This window comes from Verrucomicrobiota bacterium (assembly GCA_019247695.1).
Lineage (GTDB): Bacteria > Verrucomicrobiota > Verrucomicrobiia > Chthoniobacterales > JAFAMB01 > JAFBAP01.
The window spans coordinates 31,175-49,541 of sequence record JAFBAP010000002.1 but is presented as its reverse complement, the minus strand read 5'-3'; the positions used below and the strand labels follow the sequence as shown (position 1 = coordinate 49,541).

Here is an 18,367-nt window from a genome sequence, read left to right as displayed (position 1 = left end):
GGTTGAGCCGGGTTTAGCCCCGAACGGGCGGCAGAACCCAGCCGAGGGTTTACCCCGGGAAACCGTCAAATCACGATCAAGCCCTCCTGAGGCGCCACGTCCATACGCCCTCCCTAACAAACGCCCGCCCCGCCGGGTTGGATTTGCTGAAGGGGCGGCAGAAGGCGTCGCTCGCGGGTTCTGCCGCCCCTTCAAGGCTGCATCGTGATTTGACGGTTACCCAGGGGGTAAAGCCCTGGGCTAAGTTCTCTTGGCCCTTCGGGCCGTAAGACGGTCACGGCTGTCCCCGCGCTGCCCTCGAAAAATGGGGGTAAAGCTCAAGGGTAAACCCTCGGCTGGGTTCTGCCGCCTCTCCGGGGCTAAAACCGGCTCGGTCGGCCGGAGCAAGCAAGGCCAAAGGCCACCCGCGTTGGCCGTCGGCGAGTTCGGTCGCGAGATCGAGGGCCGCATTCGAGTCGGCCTGGGAATCCACCAACACCAGCAAATGATTCAGCTTCGGCGGACACCCGAAGATCAGACGTTGGCCGCGGCTGGCGTGGAGCATGTGCGCTTTGGCCGCAGGGGAGGGGACGAGTTGCATAAAGATGCCTTTCAGAACGGGGCGTTTTCTGAGAAGGTGGGACAGGGCCGGTTCGGAAACATGGGAAGTGCGTATGGGCAGGCGGGTGGGTGCGGTTGTCTGCACCACCATGCAAAGCTGATGGCCTACTCAGCCCGTCTGGACAGCCCGTACGCCGGTCTCCAGATCCGGTTTGGGGTTTCAACGATCCCACCGGACTCCAGCCAGTTTTGCAGGCCGCCCTTGAGGGAACGAACCTTTTGATAACCCATTTTGAGCAGGTTGTCAGCCACGAGCGCTGCCCGGTCACCTCGATCGCAGTACACGACTACGGGCGTGGACAAATCCGGGACCACGTGCACGACCTTTTGTTCCAGTACGCCGCGGCTGAGATGTTTTGCACCCGCAATGTAACCTTTAACGTATTCGTCGGCTTCCCGAACGTCGATGATCACGGGGGCAGGCTTTGCCCGGGAGAGTTCCATCGGGCTGATTTCTTTGATCCGGCTTCGCGCTTGCTCGGCGAGCCTTGAAAAGGCGGTACTCCTGTCGCTCATTGGCCGAAGGCCTCACTTTCTCTTGTGTAATCAAGGGGGGCCTTCGCAGGGTGCGGATCCCGCCCGGCATACGAAACACTACCATTATAGTATCCTTTCGGAGGACGTCAAGCAAATCGGCGGTGAAGCCGGCCCATTCCGGACCCGCCCTGCACGAAACACATGAGGTTGGCGCCCGTCCCGGTTGAAAATCCTGCCAGAAAGGCTTGCCAAACCGGTTTTGCCTGTCATTTAGTCCGGACTGCGATGAGTACGCACCTCCTCTTCCAGGCGGTAACCGCGGCGCCGGTTTGCTTTTCCGTGACGCCGCCGTGCCGGGTCAGGCTCGACCGGGGGCGCTGTTGTACTGCCAACCGGTGACGCCTGAACCGCCCCGCCCGTGGACCTGCGCTGGGAACCTGCCCGCTTACCGGGCCGGGTTGCCGAGTTGCGGCACCTGACCTGACCTGACCGGTCCGTCCGATCGTCGATCCCCTGCGCGAGTTCGCTCGCCCCGTTGTTCTAACTTCCACACCCGTTCACTTTCTCCTGTCTTTCTGCCCTATTTTCTAACTCTCTCCGGCAGCCGCAACAAGTTCTCCAAGGCGGGCTTCCTGCTTCGCACGATCGACAACCGCCTCGACGCTCAAGGGGTCGAGCTCCGGGTAATTCATGCCGCCCATGCCGCCGATCTCGAGCATTCATCCGCCGGGAAGCGCAGGCGCGTGTGCGGGTGCGCTGGGCAGGCGCTGCGGCGTGAGGCGCGGGGGGGCGGTTGAATCTTTACTATTTAAGTATGGGTTTGCCTGCGGGGCGTGAGGTGGCTATGTTGGAGGGATGTTAAACGGGTGTGGTGCGGATCGGGGTTCTCACTGTGATGTGGCGGTGATCGGGGCAGGTTTTTCCGGCACCCTTACCGCCATTCACCTTGCGCGCATGTCGGCCGGGACCGTCTCGGTTGCACTCATCGAGAAGCAAAAGCGGTTTGGCCGAGGCGTGGCTTACGGCGCCGAGGACCCGGCCCATCTGCTCAACGTGCCCGCTGGCAAAATGGGCGCCTATGCACGGGATCCCGAGCATTTCCTGCGCTGGTGCCATGAGCACCCGGACCACTGCCGCACCGCCGGCGCCGGGAGCGTCCAGGCCGGAGCTTTTGTCCCGCGCAAGCTGTACGGCGATTATCTTGAAACGTTGCTCGAGGACACGCGCCGGCAATGGTCCAGCCTCCGGCTCCTGCAAGGGGAGGTGATCGACGTGAAGCCGAAACTTAATGGACGGCTCGAGTTGGAGCTTACCGGCGGGCAGGTCCTTGACGCGGCAAAGGTCGTGTTGGCCCTCGGTAATTTCCCGCCCGGCGATCCGAAGCTGCGGGACCAACGCTTCCACACCAGCCCCCGGTACCTGACCGACCCCTGGGCCGAGGCTACCGTTAAGCGCCTGTCCGAACCAGGCGATATTCTCATCCTGGGTTCGGGCCTGACCGCGCTCGACTTGTTGCTGAGCCTGGCCAAGCGCCATCGCGAAGAAGGGGTTATGCACCTGATCTCCCGGCGGGGCCTGTTTCCGCAGCCGCACGCATCCTACCGGCCTTGCCCGCCGGTGCTGAATGAATCCATGTTACCCAAGACCGCCCGCGAGGCGTTCCACCACGTGCGCATGGTGTCAAAACGCGCGGCTGCAGCCGGCAGTGACTGGAGGGCCGTCATTGATGCGTTGCGCCCGTCCACCCAGATGATCTGGCAGCAATGGGATTGGGCGGAGCGACGCCGGTTCCTGCGCCACCTGCGAGCGTACTGGGAGCCGCACCGCCATCGTGCCTCTCCGGAAGCCCTGGCCATCAAGAACGATTTGGAAATGCGCGGGCGCCTCGTCTGTTACCGTGGCCGTGTTCAAAGTATAACTGAAAATGCAACCGGTTTGGCGGTCGAGTTCGTTCAGGTTCCGGTGCACGAACCCAGGCGGCTGCAGGTGCGTTATGTCGTGAACTGCACCGGGCCCGAATGCAATTATCATAAGCTCAAAGACCCTCTGGTGATGCAGTTGTTCTTGCGCGGGTTAATTACGCCTGACCCTTTGTTTCTCGGCCTTGACGTGAGTCCGGATGGGATCGTTTACAACGTGTACGGAGATCGGGTCCCAAACCTCTACACGCTGGGCAGTCCGAAGAAAGGACGGTTGCTGGAGACAACCGCCGTCCCGGAATTGCGGGTGCAAGCGGAGGCGCTGGCGTGGCGTCTTTGCCGCGATCTGGACCGGTTGGAACCCGCCCCGGCGGATGTGGACAGGAGCAAATCGGTCCCGGCCTATGAAATCTAGGTGAATGAAATCCACCCGCCAGGCTTGTCCAGGTGAGGTTAACCTTCGCAAAACCCGTCGTGACAGGCGGCCTTCCTCGGGCGAAACCTCACGTTACCCGCTGATCGACCGGGGACCCGGATGTCATCCGGTCGGGTGATTGAAATCGGTGCAGCCAGGCGTTACAGGATACCAACTCATGAAAAATCTGCTGTTAGCCTTCGTCACGGTGGCGGCGGTGCTATTGCCGCTCAGCGAGAACGCCAACGCCCAGTACTGGCGCTATCACCGCCGCTATTACGGTTATGGTTATCACCACCCCTACTGGCATCACCGCTACTGGCACCGTGGCTATTGGTACGGCGGATACTGGCACCCGGGCTATTGGGCTCCTGGTCCGGTCATCGTCGTGGCCCCATATTGACGCCCCACTGTGATCAAGGCCGACGCTTCGCCTCCCGGGCTGGCGAGGCCGCCGATGGGTGTTCCGCGGCTTACGGTGGTGCCGCCGGGATGGCCGGTAAGGGGGTTTGCCCTTCTGCGTTCAGCCTTTTTAGCGCGGCTGCCTCTGGCTTAAGCCGCGGCAGGTGATCGTCTGTCTCCGGCGAGGTCCAGCAAGACTGCGCCGGACGCGAGCTCGTACGCTCGACTACGCAGCGCGTAGAGAGTTGTGGTGGCGGGGTGCCGGGCGTACCGGCACCGACGATCAGCTCGATGACGCTTCCGCCGCCGGCCCAACCAATTTTTGACTGTATCCTGGATGACCGGCGCTGAGGGGACAGGCCCGCGGCTGTTTGCGTCCCAGAACGGGGACAGATCGCAACCGCGCCGGGTCAACGGCAGGCACGCCCAACGGGGACAGGTCGCAATCGCGCTCACGCCCAACGGGGACAGGTCACGAGGGCCCTCAGATCGAGGGCGTGCCGGCCCCGATTCATTCGCCGTGGCGTCGAGGCACGCCTACGCCTAACGGGGACAGGCCCGCAGGCCGTGCTCTGGGGCAGGCGAACGGGGACAGGTCCGCAGGGTGTTCTCGCCCACGGGGACAGGTCGCAATGGCCCGTCAAATCAAGGGCGTGCCGGGCCCCCCAACCAATTACTATGGCGTCGAGGCACGCCCAACGGGGACAGGTCACGAGGGCACGCAAATAGCCCCGCCTTGGCGGGCTGGACATACCGAGCGAGCGCAAACCGGCCACCGTACGGTTCCGGCAGGCAAGGCGCCTGAGCCGTTCCGTTCAGCAGATCCGCGCGGTTCCCAGGGACACGCAAAGAGGGACAGGTCGCGTGCTCCGGATGGGGCATTCCCGAAACGGGGACAGGTCCGCAGGCCGTTTTCTGGGGCCAAAACGGGGACAGGTCCGCAGGCCGTGTTCTGGGGCAGGCGAACAGGGACAGGTCCGCGGGGGGGGTCTGTGGGGCGGGCGATCGCCTGGCCTAAAGGCGCCGGCCAAGTGAAAGCGCGTCATAGGCTCCGGCGCCCCGCGCACGAATCCGCCCGCGCGCCCCGCGGCGCATTTCGGGGGAACCTGGTTTGACATCCGGAGGCGGCGCTCGAAGGTGCAAAGGTGAGCACGAAACGCCTCACGCCATCCGTTCTCTTCTTGAGTTTCCTCCTGCTGGCGGCGGCGTTTGCCGAGCGGCCCCTACCGTTTGAAGAATGGCAGGATGCAATCACCGCGTCCCATATCGGGGTGCTCAAGGGCTACCGAGGCGACCTCGACGGGGCCATTGCGCAATTTGACCGCGTGATCCGATTGCACCCGGACGATCCGATCGCCTATTACAACCGTGCGATGGTGGAGGCCGGCAAGAGGGATTTCGGGAAGGCGGTAGCCGACTTTGAGCACGCGATCCAGTTAAATCCCCGATTTGCCCGGGCGTACAATGACCTCGGATCGGTGCGCGCGAACGAGGGTGACCTGGACCAGGCGATTTCGGACTTTGAGCATGCCCTCCAGATCAACCCGAGGTTTGCCGAGGCTCATAACAGCCTCGGATCGGTCAAGGCGATGAAAGGCGACCTGGACGGGGCGGTGGCGGAATTTAATCTTGCCGTCCAGCTGGATCCCGATTTCGGCCAGGCGTTTGATAACCTGGGCTCGGCGAAACTCAGGAAAGGTGATCTGGACGGGGCGACCGCCAACTTTGAACAGGCGCTTCGGATCAACCCGAGAGACTACCAGGCGCTTCGAGGCGAAGGTTTATGCAAATACGCGACCGGCAATCTTTCCGGAGCTGTGTCTCCTCTGATCGTGAGCAGTGAGCTTGCACCCCAGGCCACCGATGGGTATTTGCATCTGGTAATTTGGCTGGTTCGCGCCGAGCAAGGGCAACTGGCCTCCGCCGACCAGGAGTTGTCCGCCTACCTAAAGAGCCGGGGACCGGCGGCGGCGCACGATTGGCTTTCGAAAATCGGAGCATTTCTGCTGGGCCGAATGGATGAACCCGAGTTGCTCGCGGCGGCGAATTCGGAAAATCCCCAGACCGGCGGGGCTCAGCATTGCGAGGCATGGTTTTATGCCGGCATGAAACGCCTGCTGGCCGGTGACAAGCCCGGGGCGATCGACGCTTTCAGGAGCTGCCTTGCCACGCAGGAGAGCGCCTTCGATGAATATATGCTGGCTCAAGCTGAGCTGAGGCGGCTTCAGGGCGCCCTGTGAGCGCCGCGAGCCGGAAGCCGCCGCACCGGGTTCTTGCTTTGTTTGTGTGCGGTATTTTTTCCGCTTGCCGCATTGGTGCCATTCCATACGGCGGCACCCGCGAGGCGGTAAAGCGCTCACCCACCTACAATGAGCCCGCCACTCAGCTTTTAACGAAGGTGAAATTTCCGATCCGGCCGCCCACGCGCCGTCCACTCCCCTCTCTCCCTGCGAAATGAGCGTTTACGTCGTATTCGTACGGCCTGCCGGTCTTCACGTGACCCAGGTTATATTCTTCTCGGCCGGTGATCCCGCGAGCGTGCAGCGTCGCAGAGCCGTTCTGCTGAATTTTCCCGTCGAGTGCGAGCCAGGCCGGCTGACCTCGTGTGCCGTGCTCGCCATGAAGCACCCCATCCTTTACCTGTGCCGGGAATTGAAACGTGTAGGCCCGGGCGACCACGCCGGTTGGATCCTTGTACTCAGGAGTGTAGAGCGTGACTGCCCAGGGCCCATCGAAAGTGCTGGAAGCAGCACGCGCTTGCGGAGCCAGCGGGATACTCGACACGGCAAACGCCATAAAGATCACGGATGCAAATTTCATAGATTTAACCGACCGGGAAAAATGTTTACCAGAAGCGCGCAAAAAATACCCGCTTTAACTGAGCGGCCGGTTGATTTTCCGGCTGCTCATGGAGACGGCCGCGTGCCGAAGACCTCGTCGGGCGGCGCCTTACAAGGGTTAGGTCGTTAACGGCAGGTAGGATGAGCGCCCGGCGGCGGGTAGAGGGCCCGCCACCCGGACTCGGGAACCTGCCGTAAGACGACAGGAAGCCGGCTTATCTTTGCCGAAACGAAAATACACTCGTAAGAAACCCGGTCCGGTGACGACGCAGCCCGACCGTGACGGAAATGTTGCAAATCACTTTTTGTGTTCCCGGGGCCGCGCGTAAATCATTCCTGCTGCCGCGCCGGAACGAGTTGATTGCTCGCCGGGCAGGGAGTGCGAACGTCCGGGCTCGGGCGCGGCATGCTGAAAACCGTACTGAGGATGAACACGACCCAAATCGTCTGTTTGGCAACCACCGCCTTTGCCGGTTACACGTTCGGGCAAGACACCCCGCAGAACAGTCGGGCAGGATCTCAAACCGCGTATCCCGTCGAGCACCTGGTAATTATATTTCAGGAGAACATTTCATTCGATCACTATTTCGCCACCTACCCGGTGGCCACGAACCCGCCGGGAGAACCGCGTTTCGTCGCCAGGCGCGGTACTCCCTCCGTGAATGGTCTGACCCAGGACCTTCTCACGCTGAATCAAAACGCCTTGCAACCGCAGCGCCTCGACCGTTCGCATGCCGCCACCGCGGATCAGAATCATAATTATGCCAACGAACAGGAGGCGATGGACCATGGTTTAATGGATAAGTTCGTCGAGTACACGGGAACGCCCGAACCGGATGGCAGCCCGACGGTGGTGATGGATTACTTCGACGGCAACACCGTCACCGCCTACTGGAACTACGCGCAAAACTTTGCGATGAACGATAATTCGTTCGGTTCGGTCCCGGGGCCGTCCACCCCGGGGGCGATCAACGTGGTTTCCGGCCAGACGCATGGCGCCGTGCCGACCCAGATTACCGGTTCAGTCGAGCAGGGCTCGGTGATCAGTGACCTCGACCCGGCGGGGGATACTGCGTCCGGCGGAACGACGTTTCAGATGACCGGCAAAAACATCGGTGATCTGCTTAACGCCAAGAACATCACCTGGGGCTGGTTCGAGGGAGGTTTCGATCATCCCAGCCAAACTCACATCGGCGCCAACGGGAGTCCGAAGACCGACTACATCCCGCACCACGAGCCTTTCCAATACTACCCGCAAACCGCAAATCCGACGCACTTGCCTCCGACGTCCGTGGCTACGATCGGCGAGACGGACCAGGCGAATCACCAGTACGACCTTACCCGCTTCTGGGAAGCGTTAAGCGCTCACCATCTGCCGGCGGTTTCGTACCTTAAAGCGCCTGCCTACCAGGACGGGCACCCGGGATACTCTGACCCGCTCCTCGAGCAGGAGTTTGTCGTTGCCACGATCAATCGTCTTATGCTCTCGCCGGAATGGAACACGATGGCGATCATTATCGCGTATGACGATTCGGATGGCTGGTATGACCACGTCATGCCGCCCTGCGTGAACGAATCCCAGACGGCCTATGATTTCCTTACGGCGCCCGACACCCAAGGCGGCCAGTCGGGTACGAACGCGCCGTTGGGGGGTTATCAGGGGCGCTACTCGTTCGGCCCCCGGATGCCGTTGATCGTCATCTCGCCTTTTGCGAAGGAGAACTTTGTCGATCATACCACAACCGATCAGTCGTCAATTGTCCGCTTCATCGAGGATAACTGGGGTCTTGGCAGGATCGGGGACGCGTCGTTTGATCAATACTCGGGGGTTCTGCTCAACATGTTCAATTTTGATCGCACCCATTGCGGCCCTGGTACGCGCCGCCTGATCTTGGATCCAAAAACCGGCGAGCCCCTCGTGCCTTGACAGGGCGGCAAGACAGCCGCTCGACGGGCGATGACTTACTTCGGGGCGCATTGGTTCTGCGCCCCGACACTATTTCGAGGCTGCGGCCGCTTGTGCGTTGGATTCAACTGGATTCAACCCTTGAAGTCCCCGTCGAAAACTGAAAACGCAAGCGAACTCGCTTTCGAGCACTTCCGGGCATAAAGAATTCCGAAAGATTTTAATCGTATGCAATGGTTTATTTGGGCAATCGCGTCAGCCTTTTTTGCCGGAGTGACCGCTCTTCTCGCCAAGATCGGCGTATCTGGAATCGACTCCAATCTCGCTACGGCGATCCGAACGTCGGTTATCCTGATATTCTGTTGGGCGCTCGTGTTTGCTACGTCCGGAGGCGTTGACGTGCACTCGGTGTCGCGCAAAGCCTGGATTTTTCTCATTTTGTCCGGCCTCGCGACGGGCCTGTCGTGGCTATGCTATTTCAGAGCGCTGCAGGTAGGCGATCTATCCAAGGTCGCCCCGGTCGACAAACTCAGCGTGGTTATGGCGATGGCGTTCGGCGTGCTGTTCCTTCACGAACGGCTGACGATCCGGGAAGGGTTAGGAGGCGGTTTTATTGCGGTGGGTGCGCTCATCCTCGTGTTGAGGTAGAATACCGCCGCCGGTCCGGCGCCGGCGAGCCGGGTGGGGGGATGGGGACCCGTTTGCCGAGAATGCGTTCCGACACAATGCGGATCTCGCCCTGGGCGAGATCCGCATTGTGTCGGAACGCATTCTCGGCAAACGGTGTAATCAGCTGCCCCGTCGGGCGCATTCTCGCAGATCATGAACCATGCCGAAGTCCTCTTTGTACTGCTGATCGTCATCGCCGTGCTGGCCCTCGTGGCCAGGCAAGTGGGCCTACCCTACCCGGTGCTGCTGGTCATCGGCGGCCTGGTGCTCGGGTTTGTGCCGGGTTTGCCGCCGGTGCAATTGGACCCCGACCTGATTTTTGTGTTCCTCCTGCCACCGCTCCTCTACCCGGCGGCGGTCTTTACGTCCTGGCGCGATTTTCGTGCGAACCTGAGTCCCATCCTGCTGCTGGCGATCGGGCTGGTGTTGTTGACGACGGTGGTGGTTGCCGCCGTAGCGCACGCGCTGGCCGGTTTGCCCTGGGCGGCCGCCTTTGCGCTCGGGGCCATCACCTCGCCGACGGATGCCGTCGCGGCGACCGCGGTCACCAGCCGTTTGCGCGTGCCCCGGCGAGTCGTCGCCGTTTTGGAGGGCGAGAGCCTGGTCAATGACGCCATGGCGCTGGTCGCTTACCGCTTCGCCCTGGCGGCGGCGATGAGCGGAACGTTTTCCCTCGGCGAAGCCGGTGCACAATTCATCCTGGTCGCCTTGGGCGGCACCGGTATCGGCCTGTGCGTTGCCTGGCTCGCCGTCCATGCTCAGCGCCACCTGGATGATCCGCCCGTGCAGATCACCCTTTCGCTGCTCACGCCTTTTATCGCTTATTTCCCGGCCGAGCGGTTGCACCTCTCCGGCGTCCTGGCCGTCGTTGCGTGCGGGCTGTTCGTGGGCTGGCGGGTACCGCAGATCCTCACTCCTCGCACGCGGCTCAACGCGTTTGTGTTCTGGGAGATGGTGGTATTCCTGTTGAACGGCCTGGTGTTCATCCTAATCGGGCTGCAGCTGCCGCGCATCCTTGGGGCGCTCTCCGGCCAATCCCTGAACCGGCTGATTTGGCACGGCGTGCTGGTCAGCGCGGCCGCCGTCGCGGTGCGGATCGCGTGGGTGTTTGCGTCGGTCAGCCTGCTGCGCGGGCTGAACGCGGCGTTTCACAGGGAGAACCCCTATGCCGACTGGCGGAACGTGGCCGTGGTGGCTTGGGCGGGCATGCGCGGGGTGGTGTCGCTGGCAGTCGCGCTGGCTATACCGATAACGCTTTCGAACGGGCAGCCTTTCCCCGGGCGCGATTACGTTCTGTTCATCACGTTTTGTGTGATCGTTTCAACGCTGGTGCTGCAAGGCCTGAGTTTGCCGGCGCTGATTCTCGGGCTGGGTGTGATGGATGACGGACTTGCCGAGTTGGAAGAAAGAACGGCCCGGCTCAAGGCCAATGAAGCGGCGCTTGCGTACCTCGAGGAAGCCAAAGGCCGGTTCTCGCGGGAGTTGCTGGACCGGCTCCGCGTGGAATACCGGGATCGCATCCGGCAATTGGAGATTTACGCCGCGGCGGGCGGGAACCATGCCGGGAGTTGGATTGCGCCGTCCTACCAGCGTTTGCAGCAGGAGGCCCTCGACGTGGAGCGCCGGACCATCATCCAGTTGCGCGACGAGTACGTCATTAACGACGAAGCGTTGCGCCGCATACAGGAAGACCTCGATCACGCCGAAGCCAGGCTGCACGCGCACGGGTAAAATCCCACAAACGGCCGAGTGGAAGATGAATGCAACTCCCACGCGTGAAAACGCCATCGTCTCCGTGCCCGGTCCGCGGGACGAGCAGCGGACCCGGGATGGCATCCGGTGGCGTCCGGGTCGAATGAATAGCTTATACCCAATGGGAAAACTATCCCTTTGGTCTGCGATCCGTATAGTAGCCGCGATCCGTATCGTAGAGTACTTAGAATACCTTTAAACCCCCAATCAAACACCCCAACATCCATGAAACGCACCGCATCGGCCGTCTGGAACGGCGATCTCAAAAAAGGCAATGGCACGCTTTCTACTCAGAGCGGCGTGTTGAAGCAGACCCAATACTCGTTTTCAACCCGCTTCGAAAACGGCGTCGGCACCAACCCCGAAGAGTTGATCGCAGCGGCGCACGCGGGCTGCTTCACGATGGCCTTTTCCGCCTTTTTAGGCGGTGCCGGGTTTACGCCGGACGAACTGACAACGCAAGCGACCGTCAGCCTTGAACAGGTCAACGGTGACTGGACGATCACGGCCATCCACCTTGAACTGAAGGGGCGGGTACCCGGCATTGATCAGGCGCAATTTGATGAAATTGCGGATAAAGCAAAGGCAGGCTGTCCGGTCTCGCGCGTGCTGAAGGCTGACATCAGCCTGACGAAGCATCTCGAGACCTAGCCGGCGCGCCGGAGCCGGCCTGCCAGTATCGATTGAAGCTGGCAGGCGCTCCGGGCCGTTGCAACCTCGTGGAACGAGCCTGATGGCGGCCCACGCCTGCCGGGTGGGTCCTGGCCGCGGCCGGTTTGCAGGCCTTGCACTTCTGCGAAAAAAATCAAAAGACGTGCTCAAGCCCGGTTCCAGGCAGGCGTCCCCGCTGGCGCCCCTCCTGCTGACGGTGTTTGTGGACATGCTCGGTTTCGGGATCGTGATCCCCATCCTGCCCCTCTACGCCGAGCGCTTCTCCGCTTCGCCCGTCATGATCGGCGCCTTGCTGGCGGTTTACTCCGCCATGGGATTTCTCTTCTCGTCGGTGGTAGGGACGCTTTCGGATCGTTTAGGTAGAAAGTCGGTCCTGCTGCTGAGCACGACCGGTCAGGCCGCAGCGTTCCTCATCATGGGCTCAGCCAACGCGTTCGGATGGCTCTTTGTTGCACGGACCATCGACGGGGTCTTCGGCGCCAACGTCTCGACCACCCAGGCGTACGTCGCCGACGTGACCACCGCAGAGGAACGGGCAAAGGCTATGGGGCTGCTCGGGGCGGCATTCGGGTTAGGCTTTATCTGCGGGCCGTTGCTCGGCGGGGTGCTGAGCCAGGTAACCGTATCGGCGCCTTTCTATTTTGCCGGCGCGCTGGCCGCGGTTAATGCCGGACTGATCGCCTTCGTTTTGCCGGAAAGTCTGCCGGCGCAAAACCGGACTCGCTCCACCGGAGGGCGAATCCGGACGGCTTTCCTGCAGGGTGAAGCAAAGGTGCTTGGCCCGTTGATGGCCGCCTATTTTTTTATGATGTTTGGATTTACGCTGATGACGGCCTTCTTCGCCATCTTCACGGAAGATCGGTTCGGTTTTACAGGGGCGGAAAACGGTTACGTTTTCGCCCTGATCGGGGCCACCGCGGTGTTGGTTCAGGCCCGGCTGGTCGGCCCTCTGGTCCATCGATTCACCGAGAAGCGAATCGCGATGGGTGGGGTCGCGATTCTGGCCTGCGCCCTGTTTGCATTGCCGCTGGTGAAAGGAATTGGCGCGCTTCTCCTGGTCAGCGCCGGGGTGGCCACCGGCAATTCGCTGGTCAACCCGTCCATCAGCGGCCTGGTGTCGCGCAGTACGGACCCGCGTTCCCAAGGTCGCGTGCTCGGAATGGTGCAAGCTGCGGCCAGCCTGGGCCGGTGCGCCGGTCCGGTAGCCGGCGGCTGGCTCTTAAGCTTTAACCCCCGGCACACCGCGGATTTCGGCAAGGCGCCGTTCTGGTGCGGCAGCGCGCTGCTGCTGGCGGCGCTGTTACTCGTGACCATTGCACCGGTTCCACGCCTGAAGGCCGTAGAAACCTCTGCTCCTACCCGGGTGCCCTGAACAGGCGAGCGGTGCGCCAACCGCTCAGCCTGCCCGACCTTTGGGACAGCGTGAGCGGCGCCGGTCGAACCCTCTGGCACCGGTTCTGTTCCGGGCCTCGGTTTGTCCGGGTCTGGCCTTGGGGCGGAGCCGGCGACGACCTGACCGGTTGACTGAACGGGAACAACCAGTCATATTGTCGTTATGACGGCCGATCTCCAGCAATCAACCCGGCGCCAACGGCTGCTCGATTGCGCTGGCGCCCTGTTCTCTCGTTGGGGCTTTGACAAAACCAGCATGGACGATATCGCCCGGGAGGCCGGCATCTCCAAGGGCGCGGTCTATCTCGAGTTCCCGAATAAGGATGCGCTTTTCAAGGCGGTGCTTCAGTGGGAATTCGCGCGTTACACCGAAGATTGGCTGCGCCGGTTTGAAGAAGACGGCGAGAACTGGAGCTTCGCGCGGATGGTCCAGCACAGCCTCGCGGCCGTAGACGCTAATCCGGTTATCAAGGCGCTCATGATGCGGGACCAGCGGCTTTTCGGAAGCTTTCTCCGGCGAGACAAAGCGCTTGTTGGGTTAGGGATTTCGATGAGAACCGAGCTTTTCGCTCAACTCCAGGAGGCCGGCGCCTTGCGCGACGACGTCCCGGCTTCAACGCTGGCCTACCTGGTAAGCGTAACCGGTTATGGGCTGATTGCCGGTGCGGAGGTGGTTCCCGAGGAGAACAAAGTTCCTTTTGCGGAGGCGCTTAGCGCCTGGGGCCTTCTCCTTGACCGCGCCTTGACGCCGGCTCGCGCCCGGAACCAGAAGGCGGCACGCGCGCTTCTTATCTCGATGGTTCAGAAAGTGCAGACTGCACTACGGACTTCAGACAAGCCGGGCACAAAAGAAAACGGCGCGGCATGAGTGCTCATCATGGAAATCGCGGTTCCAGAAATACTGCCACCCGCCTCCAAACCTCCCGGCGTCGGTGAGAGCCCGGAGCGCGATCCCCTTTTTCGCGCGCGTGACGTTACCAAGGTTTACTCGACCGGCGAGGTCGAAATACGCGCGCTGAACAGCGTTGACCTCGACCTTTTCGATGGGGAACTCGTCGTGCTGCTGGGGCCTTCCGGCAGCGGTAAATCCACCTTGCTCAACATTCTTGGTGGACTGGATGTTCCGACAGACGGAACGCTGACCTACCGGGGACAAGACCTCACCCGGGCCAACGAGAAAGCGCTTACGCAATACCGGCGCGATACGGTGGGGTTCATATTCCAGTTTTACAACCTGATCCCCAGCCTCACGGCGCGCGAGAACGTCGAACTGGTCACCGACATCTCCCGCGACCCCATGCCGCCGGAAGAGGCGCTTGCGATGGTGGGGCTCAGTGGCCGCATGGATCATTTCCCGTCGCAACTGTCCGGCGGCGAGCAGCAACGCGTGGCGATCGCTCGCGCCATTGCCAAGCGCCCGGAGGTGCTCCTCTGTGACGAGCCAACCGGCGCGCTCGATGTGAAGACCGGTATCACCGTGCTTGAAGCCATCACACGGGTGAACCGGGACTTGCGCACGCTGGCCGTCATTATCACGCACAACGCCGTGATCGCGGATATGGCCGATCGGGTAATCCGCCTTTCGGATGGTCACGTCGCCGGGATTCATCCGAACCGCCAACGGCGGCCGGCGTCTACCTTAGCCTGGTAACCGTCATGCACCCGCTTGACCTCAAACTTATCCGCGACCTGGGAAATATGAAGGGCCAGTCGACGGCGGTTGCCCTCGTGATGGCGTGTGGTCTTGCGGTGATGATCATGGCACGCAGCCTCGTCGTTTCCCTTGAGTCAGCACGGGACGCTTACTATACCGGCTGCCGGTTCGCGGATGTCTTCTGCGATCTGAAGCGAGCCCCGAACGCGCTCCGGGCGCGTCTCGCCGAAATCCCGGGCGTCGCTGCCTTGGAGACTCGCGTGACGGGTTCGGTCATACTCGATCTGCCCGGACTGAAAGAACCTGCGAATGGAAACATCCTCTCAATTCCGGAAGATCGCCCTCAGCAGCTCAATCTGATTTTTTTGCGTACCGGCCGGCTGCCCGAGCCCGGCAGCGACAATGAAGTGGTTGTCGGGGAGGCATTCGCTGAGGCGCACGGGTTCAGTCCAGGTAATACCATCGACGCCACGATCCATGGCGCTCGCCAAACGCTGCGCATCGTTGGTATCGGGCTGTCGCCGGAATATGTTTACGAGTCCCGCCCCGGCGAGAGTGTTCCTGACAGCCGCCGCTTTGGCGTCTTTTGGATGAACGAGCGCGCACTTGCCACCGCGCTGACCCTTAACGGCGCATTCAACAGCGTGGCGGCAAGACTGGCACCCAGGGCTGACCGGCGCGCCGTGATGGCGGAGATGGATCAGATTCTAGGACCGTACGGCGGGTTGATCGCCTATGACCGCACCGATCACCTTTCCGCGAAGCAGATCGACGACCGGGTGCGGGTCCTGGGCGCATTTTCTGTCGCCTTTCCCGCGGTTTTCCTGAGCATCGCGGCGTTCATGACCAGCGCCGTTCTCACCCGCCTTATCCGGCTCCAGCGAGAACAGATCGCCCAGCTCAAGGCATTCGGTTACTCGTCCGGCCAGGTGGGATGGCATTACCTCAAGTTCGCGTTGGTGATCGTGACGATTGCCACGATTCTGGGAGGCCTTTTGGGTCTGTGGATGGGTCATGGGGTCGTGATCGTCTATCGCCGGTTTTTCCATTTCCCCTCGCTCCCTTTTCAAACCGATTGGACGGCCATACTGTTGGCGTTTGCGGCGAGTTCCGCCGCATCATTGCTGGGGGTATCAGGAGCGGTTTGGCAAGCAATGAAACTTCCGGCAGCCGAGGCCATGCGGCCGGAACCGCCGGCAGAATTCAGGCCTTCCGTGCTTGAACGGCTTGGCCTGCAATGGCTCGTGTCACCGGCTTTCCGGATGGCTTTGCGCAATCTCGAGCGCAAACCATGGCACGCGTTCTTCACAGCACTCGGGCTGGCGTTCGCTACGGGGATACCCATCGTGCCGGGGGCCGTGCGCGACGGCATTGCTTATCTGATCGATTTTCAATGGGACCTCGCCCAACGACAGGACGTAACGCTTGGCCTCATCGAACCGGGTTCAGCGAGCGCCCTCAACGACCTGCACCATTTACCGGGCGTGCTGAGCGCTGAGCCGTTCCGGAGTGTGGCCGCGCGGCTCCGGCACGAACATCGTGAGCGCCGGGTCGCGGTTACCGGGCTTCCCCAGGGCGCACGCCTTAACCGGCTTCTGGATCAAGCGGGCAAACCGGTTGCGTTGCCGCCCTCCGGACTACTGCTCTCCGCCAAACTCGCGGAGGTCCTCGGCGCCGCAGCCGGTGACACCGTTCACGTCGAGATCCAGGAAAGCACGCGCCCCGAGTTTAATGCCGTAGTCGCCGGAACGATCACTGACTTCGCCGGGGTCGGCGCGTACATCGATATTGACGCCCTCCGCCGGCTCATGCGCGAAGGGGGCACGGTCAGCGGTGCTCACCTTGCAGTCGATCCGGCTCAATGGGGCGAGCTCCTTGCCCAGGCAAAGAAGTCGCCCCGTATCGGCACTTTTACGATTACTCGAGATGCCCGTTCCACCTTCGACAAAACCACGGGTGAAATGATGGGCACGGTGCAAGCCATCTACTTCGGTTTCGCCATCATCGTGGCTTTCGGCGTGGTCTACAACGGCGCACGCATTGCCCTGTCGGAGCGCAGCCGCGATCTGGCAACCCTGCGCGTCGTTGGCCTTACCCATCGGGAAGTAGCGACCGTCCTGATTGGTGAGCTCGCTCTGCTTACTCTGTTTGCCATTCCCCCCGGTCTGTTTATTGGAAGCCAGTTGGCCGGCCTGATCGTCCGTGCTTCCAGCACGGAATCGGTGCGTCTACCTTTGGTGCTCACTGCCCGGACCTATGCAACCGCAGCCTTAATCGTTTTGGTCTCGTCGGGCCTGTCATTTGCCGTCGTTAGCCGGCGCATCCACAGGCTCGATCTGCTCGGCGTCTTGAAAGCCAGAGAATGATGAAAACAATGGCGTCCACTACCGTTTCGCAATCCGCTGGATCGCGTATCCGGCGCCGGCCTCGCGCGTGGCGAAAGCTTATCCTGTACGTGATCGTGGCGGGCCTGCTGGCCGCCATCGTGGCTGGACTCTGGCCAAAGCCGGTACGCGTCGAGATCAGTGCGGTAACGCGTGGACCGCTGATCGTGTCCGTGTTCGAGGAGGGTAAGACGCGCATCCGCCATCGTTACGTCATCTCGCCCCCCGTGGCCGGGTTCCTCAACCGGGTGGAACTCCGGGCCGGCGCGCCTATTCAACGTGGTAAAACGGTGCTCGCGACGATCGAACCGCAAATGGCAGGGTTTCTTGATGCCCGTGCCCTGGCCGAGGCTGAAGCGCGCGCAAGGGCCGCTGAGGCGACGAAGATGCAGCGCCAGGCGGAGCTCGATCGCGCCGCCGCGGCGCTCGAGTTGGCGAATAAAGATCTTGCCCGAACCGATGCCCTCCGGCGGACCGGTGCCGTCGCCGCTCAGGAATGGGATGCGACCGAAAATCGAGTGCAGATGCGCACACGCGAATTGCATGCGGCGGAGTTCGCCTTGCGAGTGGCTGAGTTTGAAGTCACCCAGGCGCAAGCCGCCCTGATGCAGGCTCAGCATCCGGAATCGGAAAAATCAGAGCCGCTTCGGATTCTTGCGCCGGTCGACGGATACATCTTGAACGTGTACGAGGAGAGCGCCCGGGTTGTCACCCCTGGCATGTCCATCATGGAGGTTGGCGACCCGCAGGACCTCGAAGCTGAGATCGAGCTGCTTTCCAGCGATGCCGTGGGCGTGGCTCCAGGGGCGGACGTGTCCATCGAACACTGGGGCGGCGAGTCCCCATTGCGCGGACGGGTCAGCGTGGTTGAGCCTGCGGCCTTTACGAAAGTTTCGGCGTTGGGTGTCGAGGAACAACGCGTAAAGGTGCGGGTCGACTTTCTGGATTCTGCGCCGTCCGGCCGGGGACTGGGCGATCGTTATCGCGTGGAGGCACGCATCGTAACGTGGCGCGGCGATAACGTACTGCAGGTGCCGGCGGGCGCACTGTTCCGGCGGGGCAACGATTGGATAACGTTCGTGGTCAGGCAAGGCAGAGCGCAGATTCGGAAAGTGCAAATCGCTCATCACAATGGCGTCACTGCAGAAGTGCGCTCCGGTCTCGCCGAAGGCGATACCGTGATTATCCATCCGCCCGACGCCATCCGCGATGGCGTTTCTATCTCGGCCGGCATCTGATTCAGCCTCAAGGACGGGGATGATGAATTGCGCTATAGCGCGAGACC

The 18,367-nt window shown here is 61.8% G+C and carries 15 protein-coding genes; 12 read left to right on the top strand and 3 right to left on the bottom strand.

Annotation, left to right across the window (positions count from 1 at the left end; translation table 11 throughout):
- Positions 1 to 274: 274 nt before the first annotated feature.
- Together JO015_00335 and JO015_00330 are read right to left on the bottom strand one after the other, a co-directional pair.
- On the bottom strand, positions 275 to 580 hold the full coding sequence (locus JO015_00335) for a hypothetical protein (protein MBV9997538.1): 306 nt from the start codon (positions 578 to 580) through the stop codon (positions 275 to 277).
- Positions 581 to 705: 125 nt separating this feature from the next.
- Positions 706 to 1,116 carry a sulfurtransferase gene (locus tag JO015_00330; GenBank protein ID MBV9997537.1) on the bottom strand — a complete coding sequence of 137 codons (411 nt, stop codon included), beginning with the start codon at positions 1,114 to 1,116 and terminating at the stop codon, positions 706 to 708.
- A gap of 864 nt (positions 1,117 to 1,980) precedes the next feature.
- Between JO015_00330 and JO015_00325 the strand changes: the two genes are divergently transcribed.
- The 3 genes from JO015_00325 (at position 1,981) to JO015_00315 (ending at position 6,053) form a co-directional block, all read left to right on the top strand.
- Positions 1,981 to 3,411: an FAD/NAD(P)-binding protein gene (locus JO015_00325; GenBank protein MBV9997536.1), complete on the top strand. Its 1,431-nt coding sequence runs from the start codon at positions 1,981 to 1,983 to the stop codon at positions 3,409 to 3,411.
- Between the two features lie 178 nt (positions 3,412 to 3,589).
- Positions 3,590 to 3,814, top strand: coding sequence for a hypothetical protein (locus JO015_00320; GenBank protein MBV9997535.1), 225 nt, complete (start codon positions 3,590 to 3,592; stop codon positions 3,812 to 3,814).
- A gap of 1,144 nt (positions 3,815 to 4,958) precedes the next feature.
- Positions 4,959 to 6,053, top strand: a complete 1,095-nt coding sequence (locus tag JO015_00315) for a tetratricopeptide repeat protein (protein MBV9997534.1) — start codon at positions 4,959 to 4,961, stop codon at positions 6,051 to 6,053.
- A gap of 142 nt (positions 6,054 to 6,195) precedes the next feature.
- On the opposite strand, the gene JO015_00310 is transcribed toward JO015_00315, so the two are convergent.
- Positions 6,196 to 6,633, bottom strand: a complete 438-nt coding sequence (locus tag JO015_00310) for a hypothetical protein (protein ID MBV9997533.1) — start codon at positions 6,631 to 6,633, stop codon at positions 6,196 to 6,198.
- 447 nt (positions 6,634 to 7,080) lie between these two features.
- Here JO015_00310 and JO015_00305 point away from each other — a divergent pair, with 447 nt between their 5' ends.
- The 9 genes from JO015_00305 (at position 7,081) to JO015_00265 (ending at position 18,320) form a co-directional block, all read left to right on the top strand.
- On the top strand, positions 7,081 to 8,580 hold the full coding sequence (locus JO015_00305; GenBank protein ID MBV9997532.1) for an alkaline phosphatase family protein: 1,500 nt from the start codon (positions 7,081 to 7,083) through the stop codon (positions 8,578 to 8,580).
- Positions 8,581 to 8,787: 207 nt separating this feature from the next.
- Positions 8,788 to 9,207 (top strand): EamA family transporter, encoded by a 420-nt coding sequence (locus JO015_00300; GenBank protein MBV9997531.1) that lies wholly within the window; start codon positions 8,788 to 8,790, stop codon positions 9,205 to 9,207.
- 174 nt (positions 9,208 to 9,381) lie between these two features.
- Positions 9,382 to 10,959 carry a Na+/H+ antiporter gene (locus JO015_00295; protein ID MBV9997530.1) on the top strand — a complete coding sequence of 526 codons (1,578 nt, stop codon included), beginning with the start codon at positions 9,382 to 9,384 and terminating at the stop codon, positions 10,957 to 10,959.
- A gap of 246 nt (positions 10,960 to 11,205) precedes the next feature.
- Entirely contained in the window at positions 11,206 to 11,631 is a 426-nt protein-coding gene (locus JO015_00290; protein ID MBV9997529.1) for an OsmC family protein, read from the top strand.
- Between the two features lie 163 nt (positions 11,632 to 11,794).
- The gene (locus tag JO015_00285; protein MBV9997528.1) at positions 11,795 to 13,024 is read left to right on the top strand and encodes an MFS transporter; all 1,230 of its coding nucleotides are present in this window, start codon (positions 11,795 to 11,797) and stop codon (positions 13,022 to 13,024) included.
- A 183-nt stretch (positions 13,025 to 13,207) separates the two neighbouring features.
- Entirely contained in the window at positions 13,208 to 13,912 is a 705-nt protein-coding gene (locus tag JO015_00280) for a TetR/AcrR family transcriptional regulator (protein MBV9997527.1), read from the top strand.
- Between the two features lie 9 nt (positions 13,913 to 13,921).
- Positions 13,922 to 14,695 (top strand): ABC transporter ATP-binding protein, encoded by a 774-nt coding sequence (locus JO015_00275; GenBank protein ID MBV9997526.1) that lies wholly within the window; start codon positions 13,922 to 13,924, stop codon positions 14,693 to 14,695.
- A 5-nt stretch (positions 14,696 to 14,700) separates the two neighbouring features.
- Positions 14,701 to 17,064: an FtsX-like permease family protein gene (locus JO015_00270; GenBank protein MBV9997525.1), complete on the top strand. Its 2,364-nt coding sequence runs from the start codon at positions 14,701 to 14,703 to the stop codon at positions 17,062 to 17,064.
- 8 nt (positions 17,065 to 17,072) lie between these two features.
- Entirely contained in the window at positions 17,073 to 18,320 is a 1,248-nt protein-coding gene (locus tag JO015_00265) for an HlyD family efflux transporter periplasmic adaptor subunit (protein ID MBV9997524.1), read from the top strand.
- The last annotated feature ends 47 nt before the right edge of the window (positions 18,321 to 18,367 follow it).

Coding starts and splice junctions, on each gene's coding strand:
- JO015_00335 (MBV9997538.1), bottom strand. CDS start 580: ATGCAACTCGTCCCCTCCCCTGCGGCCAAAGCGCACATGCTCCACGCC.
- JO015_00330 (MBV9997537.1), bottom strand. CDS start 1,116: ATGAGCGACAGGAGTACCGCCTTTTCAAGGCTCGCCGAGCAAGCGCGA.
- JO015_00320 (MBV9997535.1), top strand. CDS start 3,590: ATGAAAAATCTGCTGTTAGCCTTCGTCACGGTGGCGGCGGTGCTATTG.
- JO015_00310 (MBV9997533.1), bottom strand. CDS start 6,633: ATGAAATTTGCATCCGTGATCTTTATGGCGTTTGCCGTGTCGAGTATC.
- JO015_00305 (MBV9997532.1), top strand. CDS start 7,081: ATGAACACGACCCAAATCGTCTGTTTGGCAACCACCGCCTTTGCCGGT.
- JO015_00300 (MBV9997531.1), top strand. CDS start 8,788: ATGCAATGGTTTATTTGGGCAATCGCGTCAGCCTTTTTTGCCGGAGTG.
- JO015_00295 (MBV9997530.1), top strand. CDS start 9,382: ATGAACCATGCCGAAGTCCTCTTTGTACTGCTGATCGTCATCGCCGTG.
- JO015_00290 (MBV9997529.1), top strand. CDS start 11,206: ATGAAACGCACCGCATCGGCCGTCTGGAACGGCGATCTCAAAAAAGGC.
- JO015_00280 (MBV9997527.1), top strand. CDS start 13,208: ATGACGGCCGATCTCCAGCAATCAACCCGGCGCCAACGGCTGCTCGAT.
- JO015_00275 (MBV9997526.1), top strand. CDS start 13,922: ATGGAAATCGCGGTTCCAGAAATACTGCCACCCGCCTCCAAACCTCCC.
- JO015_00270 (MBV9997525.1), top strand. CDS start 14,701: ATGCACCCGCTTGACCTCAAACTTATCCGCGACCTGGGAAATATGAAG.
- JO015_00265 (MBV9997524.1), top strand. CDS start 17,073: ATGGCGTCCACTACCGTTTCGCAATCCGCTGGATCGCGTATCCGGCGC.